The organism is Flectobacillus sp., from assembly GCF_049240685.1.
Lineage (GTDB): Bacteria > Bacteroidota > Bacteroidia > Cytophagales > Spirosomataceae > Flectobacillus.
Genome location: NZ_JBMLSD010000356.1, coordinates 1 through 12547 on the forward strand (window position 1 = coordinate 1; position 12547 = coordinate 12547).

At 37.8% G+C, this 12547-nt stretch carries 11 protein-coding genes; 8 read left to right on the forward strand and 3 right to left on the reverse strand.

The features are described from left to right. The first annotated feature begins 414 nt into the window (after window positions 1-414). From ACOVQ4_RS16120 to ACOVQ4_RS16140, 5 genes are all read left to right on the forward strand, one after another. Complete coding sequence (locus tag ACOVQ4_RS16120) at window positions 415-1776, forward strand: dipeptidase (protein WP_421821652.1); 1362 nt, start codon at window positions 415-417, stop codon at window positions 1774-1776. Continuing rightward, window positions 1757-2605, forward strand: coding sequence for a DUF1207 domain-containing protein (locus ACOVQ4_RS16125; protein ID WP_421821653.1), 849 nt, complete (start codon window positions 1757-1759; stop codon window positions 2603-2605). The genes ACOVQ4_RS16120 and ACOVQ4_RS16125 overlap by 20 nt, the downstream gene beginning before the upstream one ends. A gap of 29 nt (window positions 2606-2634) precedes the next feature. Beyond that, complete coding sequence (murQ, locus tag ACOVQ4_RS16130) at window positions 2635-3471, forward strand: N-acetylmuramic acid 6-phosphate etherase (RefSeq protein WP_421821654.1); 837 nt, start codon at window positions 2635-2637, stop codon at window positions 3469-3471. 350 nt (window positions 3472-3821) lie between these two features. Further along, window positions 3822-4145: a c-type cytochrome gene (locus tag ACOVQ4_RS16135; protein WP_421821655.1), complete on the forward strand. Its 324-nt coding sequence runs from the start codon at window positions 3822-3824 to the stop codon at window positions 4143-4145. Window positions 4146-4402: 257 nt separating this feature from the next. Continuing rightward, window positions 4403-4735, forward strand: a complete 333-nt coding sequence (locus ACOVQ4_RS16140; RefSeq protein ID WP_421821656.1) for a hypothetical protein — start codon at window positions 4403-4405, stop codon at window positions 4733-4735. 241 nt (window positions 4736-4976) lie between these two features. On the opposite strand, the gene ACOVQ4_RS16145 is transcribed toward ACOVQ4_RS16140, so the two are convergent. Together ACOVQ4_RS16145 and yihA are read right to left on the reverse strand one after the other, a co-directional pair. Then, on the reverse strand, window positions 4977-5405 hold the full coding sequence (locus tag ACOVQ4_RS16145; RefSeq protein ID WP_421821657.1) for a DUF5606 domain-containing protein: 429 nt from the start codon (window positions 5403-5405) through the stop codon (window positions 4977-4979). 102 nt (window positions 5406-5507) lie between these two features. Next, a complete protein-coding gene (yihA, locus tag ACOVQ4_RS16150; protein ID WP_421821658.1) occupies window positions 5508-6110 on the reverse strand; it encodes a ribosome biogenesis GTP-binding protein YihA/YsxC in 603 nt (200 codons plus the stop codon). 360 nt (window positions 6111-6470) lie between these two features. Here yihA and ACOVQ4_RS16155 point away from each other — a divergent pair, with 360 nt between their 5' ends. The 3 genes from ACOVQ4_RS16155 to hemE all read left to right on the forward strand — a co-directional run bounded on the left by ACOVQ4_RS16155 (window position 6471) and on the right by hemE (window position 10438). Further along, on the forward strand, window positions 6471-8687 hold the full coding sequence (locus ACOVQ4_RS16155; RefSeq protein WP_421821659.1) for a peptidoglycan-binding domain-containing protein: 2217 nt from the start codon (window positions 6471-6473) through the stop codon (window positions 8685-8687). Between the two features lie 146 nt (window positions 8688-8833). After that, on the forward strand, window positions 8834-9283 hold the full coding sequence (locus ACOVQ4_RS16160) for a thioredoxin family protein (RefSeq protein ID WP_421821660.1): 450 nt from the start codon (window positions 8834-8836) through the stop codon (window positions 9281-9283). A gap of 123 nt (window positions 9284-9406) precedes the next feature. After that, window positions 9407-10438: a uroporphyrinogen decarboxylase gene (gene hemE / locus ACOVQ4_RS16165; RefSeq protein ID WP_421821661.1), complete on the forward strand. Its 1032-nt coding sequence runs from the start codon at window positions 9407-9409 to the stop codon at window positions 10436-10438. A gap of 194 nt (window positions 10439-10632) precedes the next feature. On the opposite strand, the gene guaB is transcribed toward hemE, so the two are convergent. Next, window positions 10633-12102, reverse strand: a complete 1470-nt coding sequence (guaB, locus tag ACOVQ4_RS16170) for an IMP dehydrogenase (protein ID WP_095161381.1) — start codon at window positions 12100-12102, stop codon at window positions 10633-10635. Between the last annotated feature and the right edge of the window lie 445 nt (window positions 12103-12547).

Genomic DNA, 12547 nt, shown 5'->3' on the forward strand with positions numbered 1-12547 from the left:
TAGGCAATAGGCAATAGGCAATAGGCAATAGGCATTAGGCATTAGGCATTAGGCATTAGGCATTAGGCAATAGGCATTAGGCATTAGGCATTAGGCAATAGGCAATAGGCAATAGGCAATAGGCAATAGGCATTAGGCATTAGGCATTAGGCAAAGAGTGTTAAATTGTTTTAAGATAAAGGCCTACAGCCTACAGCCTACAGCTTACAGCCCAAATCTCAGTACTTAAATTTTATTTTGCTTATCCACTTAATTAAAGAACAAGTAATATAATTCTGATATAGATACTTCGTTGCGATAATGACATCGCTAGATACCATGCTCGTAATGATAACTCCATAATAACTTATTATATTTGTACCTCCAATTACATAGTAGTTGGAGGTATTTTTTTGAAATCAATCATCAACGTCTATGCAAGGCTATATTGAGCAAAATAAGGAGAGGTTTTTAGATGAACTTCTTGATTTATTGAGAATTCCATCGGTGAGTGCCGATTCAAAATTTCAAGGTGATGTACGCAAAGCAGCTGAATTTGTTGCCGAAAAAATTGAGGCTGCCGGTGCTGATATCGTAGAGATTTGTGAAACAGCGGGTCATCCTATTGTATTTGGTCAAAAAATTATTGATGAAACACTTCCTACCGTATTGGTATATGGTCATTATGATGTTCAGCCTGCCGATCCTTATGAATTATGGGACTCTCCGCCATTTGAGCCAGTCGTCAAAGATGGTAAAATCTATGCTCGTGGTGCTTGTGACGATAAGGGGCAATTTTATATGCATATCAAAGCATTCGAAGCCATGATGGCAACTAATGAATTGCCATGCAATGTGAAGTTTATGATTGAAGGCGAAGAAGAAATCGGTTCGGATAACCTTGGTATCTTTGTAGCTGCCAATAAGGACAGATTGAAAGCCGATGTAATCTTGATTTCGGATACTGCTATTATTGCAAACGATACGCCATCAATCGATGTTGGTTTAAGAGGATTGAGTTATTTAGAAGTGGAAGTTACAGGACCTAACCGCGATTTGCACTCAGGTGTTTATGGTGGTGCTGTAGCAAACCCCATCAATGTGTTGAGTAAAATGATTGCTTCGTTGCATGATGAAAATAATCATATTACTATTCCAACATTTTATGATGACGTAGTTGAGCTAACAACTGAGGAGCGTGAGGCCATGGCTCAGACACCATTCAACCTGTCGGCTTACCAAGAAGACCTAGCTATCGATCAGGTATATGGTGAAAAAGGATATTCGACTATCGAACGTGCCTCAATTCGTCCTACACTTGATGTTAACGGTATTTGGGGAGGTTATATTGGCGAAGGAGCTAAGACCGTGTTGCCATCGAAGGCATTTGCAAAGATTTCGATGCGTTTGGTTCCTAATCAGCAGTCAGATAAAATTACTGCTTTATTTACAAAACATTTTGAATCAATCGCTCCGGCAGGAGTAAAGGTAAAAGTACGCCCACATCATGGTGGCGAACCTTATGTTACACCAACCAACTCGGTAGAATACTTAGCCGCAGAAAAGGCTATGGAGGAGGCTTTTGGTAAGAAGCCAGTTCCGACACGCGGCGGAGGAAGTATCCCGATTGTGGCATTATTCGAAAAGGAATTACAAGTAAAAACGGTTTTGATGGGTTTTGGACTTGACTCGGATGCTATTCATTCACCAAACGAGCACTACGGATTGTTTAATTTTTATAAAGGCATAGAAACAATTCCATTGTTTTTTAAATATTATGCACAAATGGCTCAATAGTTGGCTTTTGATAGGTTTTATTTTGAGCTTGCCCCGTATTGGTCAAGCTCAGAATAAGGCAACTTGGCTACCTCAAGGTCATTTGTTTGAAACTATTTTGTTAGACCCACTCGAGGCGCAGATAGGAGGTAGTTTGGTAAAGAATTCAAACGGAGAGCTCAATCATCATGGGCTTTATGCACCGTTTTCGATTGGTGGAAAAAAAGAATTGGTGCGATGGAGCAATACACCCTTGGGAAAAGGAGAGTCAGAATTTGGCCTTGATGTAGTTGCCCTTACTCAATTCGAACTTTATGAGGATGCAAATGATACAAAGCGTCGGATGATGAACGTAGATTACCGTATAGGTTTACATTATCAATTCCGAAATGAGACTTCCTCTACTAGAGTAAGGCTTTATCATTTATCATCGCATTTAGGCGATGATTATGTAATTAGCAGAGGTATCACGAGTTTTTTTGAAAATAAAGTCAATTATGAACAAATAGATGTTACTCATTCGGTACAATATCGTTCAATTCGATACTATGGTGGTTTGGGGCTGAGCTTACGTCCTTTTACAGAACGTAAACCACTAATGCTGCAAGGGGGGATTTTTTATCGAGGCGAGGGGTATTTCCGAAAAATGATAGCTGGAGTGGATATGAAACTTTGGCAACAAACCCAATTTATTCCCAATCTTAAAGCCGCATGGGGATTTGAATGGGGCGAATCTTCTCAATCACTTAGTTTATTGATTGAAGGATACACAGGAAAATTACCTTACAGTCCCTTAGAACAAGCCTCTATTAGCTGGCTTGGAATAGGAATCTATTTCAAACCCTTTTAGAACATATAGGCCCAATATTTTGTAAAACTATGTCACAAGAAATCAACTTAGAAACACTCACAACCGAGGCAAGCTCAAAATATAATAACCTCGATAAAATGTCTATCACGACTATTTTGGAAGGTATTAATAACGAGGATAAGACAGTTCCCCATGCTGTTGAAAAAGCTATTCCACAAATCGAAGCATTAGTAAATCAGATTGTGCCAAGAATGAAGCAAGGTGGTCGCCTTTTTTATATTGGGGCTGGTACTAGCGGTAGATTGGGTATTGTAGATGCCTCCGAATGTCCACCTACTTTTGGTGTGCCATTCGACTTAGTTATTGGCTTAATTGCAGGCGGTGATACTGCCATTCGTAAAGCCGTAGAGTATGCAGAGGATGATGAATCACAGGCTTGGAAAGACCTTGAACAATACGATATCAACGAGCTTGATACGGTGGTGGGTATTGCTGCTTCGGGGCGTACGCCTTATGTAATCGGAGGATTAAGAACTGCACGCAATAATGGTGTTTTGACAGGCTCGATTTCTTGTAATGTAGGAAGCGAAATTTCTAAAGAAGCAGAGTACCCAATCGAAGTAGTAGTAGGCCCGGAGTTTGTTACTGGTAGTACGCGTATGAAATCTGGTACGGCACAAAAACTGATTCTGAATATGATTTCAACGTCGGTGATGATTCAGTTGGGACGCGTGCGTGGAAACAAAATGGTGGATATGCAGTTGAGTAATCATAAGCTTGTAGCAAGAGCCGAAAATATGGTGATGCGAGAACTAGGAATAGATAAAACTTTAGCCGAAAGCTTGTTGCAAGAACACGGAAGTGTACGCAAGGCCGTTGATGCCTATCGCTCTTCATTACGTTAACAAACCATTAACATCAGGTTTTGTACTTTTATGCTAAAATTGTCGTTGAAATACTATACACAATATGGAAGAGGTACGATTCTTAACTGATAGTTTTTGGGTGCCCAATAAGTATGATTTTAATGAATTGCTCCAATTTGTATAGGCTAAAAACTAATTTTCCATAGCTTTAAAAATTAAATTTTTACCGAAAAATCAAGAAACACATAAGTAATGATAAATAAATCATCTTTTTGTTTTTAATTTGTGTTTCGAGAAGATTGGTAAAATATTATTTGGTAATAAGCTTACTATCTTGAATTTTATTTTACTGTATTAATCAATTCCTTAAGAAACCCTTTGAATTACAAATGAAAAAAGTTGTTTTGAGCTCTCTATTATTTACTGCATTTGCTATTAATGCAAAAGCAGAAGATTTCCCAGAAGACATCAAACCTTTGATGACTAAATATACTTGTACTGCTTGTCACAAAGTAGATACTCGTTTGGTGGGTCCGGCTTACACTGAAGTTGCTAAGAAAAAATATACTAACGAGAAAATCGTTGAATTGATTGCTAACCCAAAGCCATCTAACTGGCCAGGTTATCCTCCAATGGCAGCTATGAAAAACGTTCCAAAAGACGATGCTCTCAAAATTGCTAATTGGATCAATTCTTTGAGAAAGAAGAAATAAGAACTATACTATTCTGAAAAAGCCTTGGTAATTGCTATATTGCTAAGGCTTTTTTGTTTTTCTTCCTTTTCGATAGGTTGGTCAGAAAAATTAAGGTAAGTTGTCACTTGTGCAATTGGTAGCAGAGACTAGGCCAATAGTATTACAATGTCAGGGATATTTTTTGCTGAATGCCTATAGCTGAATACCAAAAGCGTAAAAATACAGAGTGGTACAACTAATGGCGTCTTTTTTGTGTTATATTACCAAATCGACTTATGACCTACAAAAATATGGGGTTGTATCTAATCACGATGGCTATGCGCAAGTATCAAGTAATATTTCAATTTGAACTCGATGAAGAGTTACTTTCAAAAGTACCTCAGCATCGCAACTACATAGGTGAACTAATACAAAAGGGAATCATAGATTCTTATGCGGTTTCGGCCGAATCTACCCAGGGGTGGATTATTATGAATGCCAATAGTAAACAGGAAGTATTCCAAACATTAGAAAAATCACCAATATACCATAAATGGACCTTAGAAGTAGAGCAGCTCGTTATATATGACTCTCAGCTCTATCGCTTTCCCAAATTAGTTATGAATTAATAAACCCTCAGACATGAGACCTTCCTAATTTAGGGTTTTAGCGATTGAACAAATGAGTGATTATATCAAAGTTTTATGATTGCATTAAAGACGCAATCTTTGTGTCTTGAATCGGATAAAATCTATGCATCAAAAAAAGCGGTCGGAAAATCATTTTCCGACCGCTTTTTTTGATGAAACTTAGAGAAAATCCCAATCTTAAGATTGGGGATGACTCATGTTTACATTTTCAGATTAAGTGTTACTCAGCAGCAGCTTCAGTTTTTACTTCAAAAGCTTCTGGTAAGTTTTTCAAAAGTGTATTAAACCAGTTAATGATTTTCTTTACATCCGAAGGATAAACACGCTCACGGTCGAAGTCTGGAGCTACCTCGTTAAGAATAGCATAAAGCTCTTCATCAGAGGCTGTTTTGGTATTCAATTCAATACCTTCGTTATATTTTTCTTTCAAAGCTAAGAAAATATCGGCTAAAGGGATAGAGCTATCCTGATGCTCAGTCATATACACTGAAATATCTTTCAACACCGATACACGCGCATTAGCACCTACCACAGAACGTTCTTTTTTTCCATCAAGACTTTCGACAATAACACCAGTACGAGTAGGTTTTAAAATTCTGTATAATCCGCTTTTACCTGAAATATTAGCTACTTCTTTTAGTAATTCCATATGATATCTTAATAATTTGTTTTTACAAAATTAGTTATTTAAGGCTTTGGCAAGTATTCTTGCCAAGAGTATTTCGTCAAAATGACACAAAATTGTTATCAACTACGGTTTAAACCCTTCATTTAACTCATCTATATAAGCTAAAATCTCTTCACGACCAGTTCCATTAACGGAAGATGTAACAAAATATTGCGGCATTTCTTCCCAAGTTTCCAGCATGATTTGCTCATAGGTAGCGATGTTTTTATTAACGGCAGTATTCGAAAGCTTGTCTGCTTTCGTAAATACGATACAGAATGGAATTCCGTTTTCTCCCAATTTTTGCATAAACTCAACATCCACCTTTTGAGGTTCGTGCCGAACGTCAATCAGTACAAATGTACAAACAAGGTTCGTTCTCAAAGTTAAATACTCGTTAATCATCTTTTCAAACTTCTCTCGCTCCACTTTACTAACCTTGGCATAACCATACCCAGGCAAATCGACGAGGTACCAATTGGCATTGATGAAAAAGTGGTTGATAAGTTGTGTTTTCCCTGGAGTCTGTGAGGTCTTCGCAAGATTTTTTCTTTGAACAATACTATTGATAAGAGAAGACTTACCAACGTTTGATCTTCCGATAAAGGCATATTCAGGCTTATCAGGCTTTGGACATTGCTGATAAGTGGAATTACTCATTAAAAATGACGCTTGATTAATCTTCATGGCGCTAAAATTTGTTGTGAAAAGCCTATTGCTTCTCTTTTTTTAAATTATGAATTTACTAAGTCTAGCATTTTGCAAGAAATAGTAATATATTAGCACAATTAATGCCCTCTCTGGGTGTCTTTGTGTCAAATAGTTTGTTAGTTTAAACAAACATCCGCAAATTTACACAATTTTAGTTATCCGCTCTCTTACTCTACATATTAAGAGTTAATTGTAAAATATAGTGACAGATGGGATTTGATTACGTCTATATGACGTAATTATTGGTGACGTGGTTTATAAATGTCACTTTTTTTTTATTGTAACGACACGTAAATTTGTTATTAAATCCTTAACACCTGATAAATTTTTCTAACCATGAAGAAAAATTACTATTCGCTATTGCTCACAATAGCAACCCTAAGTATGGTCTCGACGGCAGTTGAAGCTCAAAACGACCTACCGCCTAACGCTGTAAACGGTAAGTGTTATGCGAAATGTTTGAAGCCAGCTCAATTTACCACGAAGTCTCAACAATTTGTATCTAAAGAAGCAGGCAAAACCTTGTCTGTGGTTCCTGCTGTGTTAGGTACTGAGACTAAATCAATTGTCGTAAAAGAAGCTGCAAAACGCTTAGAAGTAGTTCCGGCTGCTTACAAAACCGTATCCGAACAAGTACTCGTAAAAGAAGCAGGCAAAACAGTTACCGTAATTCCTGCAGTTTACAAAACAGAAACAGAAACTATCTTGGTAAAAGAAGCTTCTAAAAAATTGGAAGTTGTACCTGCACAGTACAAAACTGTAACTGAACAAGTATTTGTTGGTGGATGCCCAACTGGCTCGTATATGGCTGGTTCTTGGGACAACCAACGCAGAGCTTTTGTTCGTCCTGATGGTTCTGAATTAACAGGATCTCCATGTAAAAAATTAGAAGTAGTACCAGCAGTATTGAAAACTGAAACAGAACAATACGTGGCAAAACCTGCTTCAAAGAGTTATACTGTGGTTCCGGCAGTATACAAAACTGAAACAGAAAAATACGTGGTAAAACCTGCGTATTCTCGCTTAGAAGTAATTCCAGCAGAGTTCAAAACTGTTACAGAAACGATTTTAGTTAAAGAGGCATCTAAGGTATTGACGGTAATTCCTGCTACTTTCAAAAAAGTTACAGAAAAACGTTTAACAAAAGAAGCTTCTAAAACTTTGACGCCAAATGCCTTTACGTACAAAACTGTAACCGAGCAAGTATTGGTAAAAGAAGCTTCTAAAAAATTGGAAGTTATTCCTGCTCAATATAAAACTGTAACTGAGCAAGTATTAGTAAAAGAAGCTACTACTGCTTTGGTAACAACCCCTCCTGTGTACGAAACAGTTACTGAAAAAGTAAAAATTCGTGACGAATATACAAAATACGAAAAAGGTAAAGCTGACCCATCATGTTTGTCTGCTAACCCTGACGATTGTCGTATCTTGTGTCTTGTAACAGTTCCTGCTGAATACAAAACAATTACTAAGCAAGTATTGAAAACTCCAGCGGGTACTAAAGAAGTAGTAACTCCAGCGCAGTACACAACTATCACTCGTCAGATTTTGGCCTCGCCTGCCACTGTAAAAGAAACAGTTATTCCTGCTGAGTACAAAACATTCTCTAAGCAAGTGTTAGTGGCTCCTGCTGACTTAGCTTCTTCTAAAGATGTAGTTGCTGAATACGAAACTTATACAAAAGAGGTTGTAGACCAGCCTGCTAGAGTTGTTGAAAAAGAAATTCCTGCTGAATACAAAACTATCAGCAAAACTGTAATTGCAAAGTCGGCTTCAACTCGTGAAACGGCTATTCCTGCGGAGTATGCTTCGGTAACTAAACAAGTATTGGTTAAAGATGCTGAGGTTAAAGAGCAAGTGATTCCTGCAGTGTATGCTACTCGTTCAAAACAAGTAGTTGCAACACCAGCAAAGTCTGTTGAAATAGATGTTCCTACGCCTTGTGTAGCGCCTGGTACTACTCCAAATGCTGCAGTGGCAAGCATCAAACTTCCAAACGGACAAAGCTGTTACCAAGTATTGACAAAGCAAATTGTTGCAGCTCCTGCTTCTACTCGTGAAGTGGTAATTCCAGCGGTATATGCTACTCGCCAAAAACAAGTATTGGTGTCTCCTGCTACAACAAAAGTTGTTGAAACTCCAGCTCAATACGAGACTCGCGTTCGCCAGTTGCTAGCAGCTCAAGCTACTACGAAGGAAACCGAAATCCCAGCTGAATCAAAAACTTATATTCGTACTGTTGTGAAGTCTGCTGCAAAAACCACAGAGAAAACAATTCCTGCTGAGTATGGCTCATTTGTGACAACTACAAAAGTGGCAGATAATATGTACGCTGATTGGGTAGAGGTTATCTGTGGTAATAAATTGACTGTAGAAAAAATCATCCAAATTCAACGTGCCCTAAAAGCTAAAGGCTATGACCCAGGCCCTATCGATGATGTAATTGGACCAAGAACTCGTGCGGCCTTGACTCAATTCCAGAAAGATAATAACCTTCCAATGGGTAATATCAATATCGAAACATTGAAAGCTTTAGGCTTGAACGAAAACTAACAGGATTGGATAAGGATTTTAATAACATAGCTCCGTAGCAACACTACGGAGCTATTTGCGTTATAAAAGGCAAGACTCTGCGTACAAAGGTTTCATAAAATTTGTAACTTGATGAACAATATTCTTTTCTTTTGACATTCCCTTTTATGAAATTGTTTTCTTTGATATCAAACTTATTGTTGTTTCTGAACTATTCGATAAAAGCTCAGGATAAGGTAACGCCTATTGATAATATCTTAGAGGCAACGTTTTTTCAAGGAACTTACCAAGATGTATTACTTGAGGCAAAAAGGTTACACAAGCCTATCTTTCTTACTTTTTCGGCAAGTTGGTGCCAACCTTGTCAAAAGCTTGAAGCAGAAAGTTTCTCAGAGCCAGAGGTCGCCTCTTTGTTGAGCTTAAGATATATTGCCAAAATAGTAGATGTAGAACAATTTGTGGGTATGGATGTGGCTGATATCTATAAAGTTTCAGAATATCCTATTACTATTATTTTGGATGAAAGAGGCAAAGAGCTAGAACGACTCAAAGGTTTTTTCCCTCCTGAATATCTGATAAAAACCTTGTTGAAATACAAAAAGACCACCTCGAAATAGGATTCTTTGGGTTTATCTTCTTTTTCAAAATCCCATACCGAAATATTGCCGTATATTTGCGGTAATATTATACGAGCCAGCCTACTATGACATACATATCAAGGCACTCGAATTGCTGAATCAATGGAAAACTTACAGAACGATTTAATATTGAGAGCTGCACGTGGGCAGCAAGTAGAGCGTGTGCCTGTTTGGATGATGCGTCAGGCGGGTAGAATTTTAGCTGAATACCGTGCCGTTCGCGAAAAAGCAGGAAGCTTTATACAACTAGCAACTACGCCAGAATTAGCTGCCGAAGTGACTATCCAACCAGTAGATATTTTGGGTGTAGATGCCGCCATTATTTTTTCTGATATTTTGGTAGTTCCCGAAGCTATGGGCTTACCTTATGTGATGGAAGAAAAAGTAGGTCCTATTTTTCCAACTACTATTCACTCAATGGCAGATGTCGAAAAACTACATGTTGCCAATCCAGAAGAGGAGCTTAAATACGTATTGGATGCCATCAAAATCGTAAAGTCAGAATTAAATGGTCGTGTGCCTTTAATTGGCTTTGCTGGTGCACCGTTTACGTTACTTTGCTATATGATTGAAGGAAGAGGTTCTAAAACCTTCTCTAAAGCGAAGAAAGCCCTCTACTCTGAGCCTGAATTGTCTCATGCTCTTTTACAGAAAATTACTGATACTACCATTGCCTATCTGAAAGCACAGGTGGCAGCAGGAGCTAATTTGGTTCAAATTTTTGACTCTTGGGCTGGTATTCTTTCTCCTGAACAATACCGTACTTATTCGTTGCCATATATTGCTCAAATTTGTGATGCCATTACCGAAGTACCTGTGACAGTATTTGCTAAAGGTGCATTCTTTGCTCGTGAAGATATGGGTAAGTTGAATTGTGAGGTAGTAGGTCTTGACTGGAATATGGATATTGCTGAATCAAGAAAATTGGTTGGCGATTCAAAAACATTGCAAGGAAATCTTGATCCATGTGTATTGTATGGTTCATTCGACGAAATCAAAAAACATACTCGTTCGATGATTCAGCAGTTTGGAACACAGAAATACATTGCAAACTTAGGGCATGGCGTATATCCAGATACTAATCCAGATAAAGTAAAATGCTTTATCGATACCGTAAAGGAATATCAAGCTTAAGGAAAATTTCTGATTTCGAATGTTGGATTTCGGAAATATAACCTACTTTTTAGGGAATCTTTTTATCCTTCCGCAATCAGAAATTCCTAGTCCGCGATTCTTTGACCTTATCAAAAAGGCTCAGTACAAATCGTACTGAGCCTTTTGAATTTCTACAAAGCTATAATTATATGATTATAAACTGCGGATGTTGCTTACTTCGCGCTATAGTTTGGAGCTTCCTTCGAGATAGTAATATCGTGTGGATGACTTTCTTTTACACCTGCTGCCGTAATTTTTACGAAGCGAGCTTTTTGCATCTCAGTGATATTTTTAGCACCACAATATCCCATACCTGCTTTCAAACCACCTACCATTTGGTAAATGATTTCAGATACAGAACCTTTGAATGGCACACGACCTACGATACCTTCTGGAACTAATTTCTTAATGTCGTCTTCTGCATCTTGGAAATAACGGTCTTTCGAACCATCTTCCATAGCTTCAAGAGAGCCCATACCACGGTATGTTTTGAACTTACGTCCTTCGAAGATAATCACTTCTCCTGGCGCCTCGTCAGTACCAGCCAACATTGAGCCAATCATTACTGTACTAGCACCACCAGCGATTGCTTTTGCAATATCACCAGAGAAACGGATACCACCATCAGCAATAATTGGAACGCCTAAATCAGCAACAGCTTTGGCTGCTTCGTATACTGCCGTAAGCTGTGGCATACCCACACCAGCAATAATACGAGTTGTACAGATACTACCAGGTCCAACACCTACTTTAACAGCGTCTGCACCTGCTTCAGCTAGGGCTCTTGCGCCTTCGCCAGTAGCAACGTTACCCACAATTACATCTAGGTCTGGGAATTGAGCTTTAACACGTTTCAACGCTTCAATTACACCTTTAGAGTGCCCGTGAGCTGTATCGATACTAATTACGTCAACACCAACGGTTACTAAAGCTTGAACACGCTCCAACAAATCTGGTGTAACACCAACTGCAGCACCTACGCGCAAACGACCCAATGTGTCTTTTGATGCGTACGGATTGTTTTTGCGCTTGATAATATCTTTATAAGTTACCAAACCAATCAACTTGTTGTTTTCGTCAACGATTGGTAATTTTTCAATTTTAAATTCTTGCAAGATGCTTTCTGCCTCGTCCAAAGAGATTCCTTTTTGAGCTGTAATCAAACCATCTTTCGTCATGATTTCATTGACAGTTTTAGTCAAATCTTTTTGGAAACGTAAATCACGGTTTGTTAAAATACCGATAAGTTTACCTTCTGAATCGATAACTGGAATACCACCGATTTTGAATTCACGCATGATACGGTGAGCATCTCCAAGTGTTTGACCGTCAGTAAGTGTTACAGGATCGATAATCATACCTGATTCCGAACGCTTTACTTTTCTTACTTGCGCAGCTTGCTGTGCAATGGTCATATTTTTGTGGATAATACCAATACCTCCTTCTTGAGCCATCGCAATAGCCAAATCAGCTTCGGTCACTGTATCCATAGCAGCCGAAATCATTGGAGTATTAAGCGTGATGTTGCGAGTAAGTTTGGTCTGAGTGCTAGTTTCTCTCGGAAGAATTTCTGAGTAAGCAGGAAGAAGCAATACGTCGTCGTATGTTAATGCTTCGTATAAGAACTTGGATGTGTCTAACATGGCAAATAGCTTTGATTTGTTATTTGCCAGACAAATTTACGACGAGTTTTGTACTTTTAAAAGAAAAATCAAAAAATGATTATTATTTTTTTGTAAAATTCATAGTACGTCTTCATTTTAACTTGTCATATTATCTTCAAAATCATGCTATTTCGCTTTAAAGACCATTTTTCTTGTCTTTGAATAGCAAAATTTTAGTAATATTTTTTTTAGTACATTTTTTAGATAAGCATCATATCTAATTAATAGATTCTTAAAATCAATTCGTTAAATTTGCGATTATTTATAATAAATCTAAATAGCTTATGTTTTAATCTAGTTGTAGAAATTAAACTTTTGATGATTTTGATGGTCATTGATGAAAGTAAAAATAGCTAAAGCTATCGGCTCTAAGCTAAAAACATAAAGCCTATGAATGCAGGTAAAATCAATTTTTGATATAAAA

What these genes read in the sequence shown, in the direction of transcription:
- ACOVQ4_RS16120 (WP_421821652.1), top strand. Translation starts at nt 415, where the DNA reads ATGCAAGGCTATATTGAGCAAAATAAGGAGAGGTTTTTAGATGAACTT.
- ACOVQ4_RS16125 (WP_421821653.1), top strand. Translation starts at nt 1,757, where the DNA reads ATGCACAAATGGCTCAATAGTTGGCTTTTGATAGGTTTTATTTTGAGC.
- murQ (WP_421821654.1), top strand. Translation starts at nt 2,635, where the DNA reads ATGTCACAAGAAATCAACTTAGAAACACTCACAACCGAGGCAAGCTCA.
- ACOVQ4_RS16135 (WP_421821655.1), top strand. Translation starts at nt 3,822, where the DNA reads ATGAAAAAAGTTGTTTTGAGCTCTCTATTATTTACTGCATTTGCTATT.
- ACOVQ4_RS16140 (WP_421821656.1), top strand. Translation starts at nt 4,403, where the DNA reads ATGACCTACAAAAATATGGGGTTGTATCTAATCACGATGGCTATGCGC.
- ACOVQ4_RS16145 (WP_421821657.1), bottom strand. Translation starts at nt 5,405, where the DNA reads ATGGAATTACTAAAAGAAGTAGCTAATATTTCAGGTAAAAGCGGATTA.
- yihA (WP_421821658.1), bottom strand. Translation starts at nt 6,110, where the DNA reads ATGAAGATTAATCAAGCGTCATTTTTAATGAGTAATTCCACTTATCAG.
- ACOVQ4_RS16155 (WP_421821659.1), top strand. Translation starts at nt 6,471, where the DNA reads ATGAAGAAAAATTACTATTCGCTATTGCTCACAATAGCAACCCTAAGT.
- ACOVQ4_RS16160 (WP_421821660.1), top strand. Translation starts at nt 8,834, where the DNA reads ATGAAATTGTTTTCTTTGATATCAAACTTATTGTTGTTTCTGAACTAT.
- hemE (WP_421821661.1), top strand. Translation starts at nt 9,407, where the DNA reads ATGGAAAACTTACAGAACGATTTAATATTGAGAGCTGCACGTGGGCAG.
- guaB (WP_095161381.1), bottom strand. Translation starts at nt 12,102, where the DNA reads ATGTTAGACACATCCAAGTTCTTATACGAAGCATTAACATACGACGAC.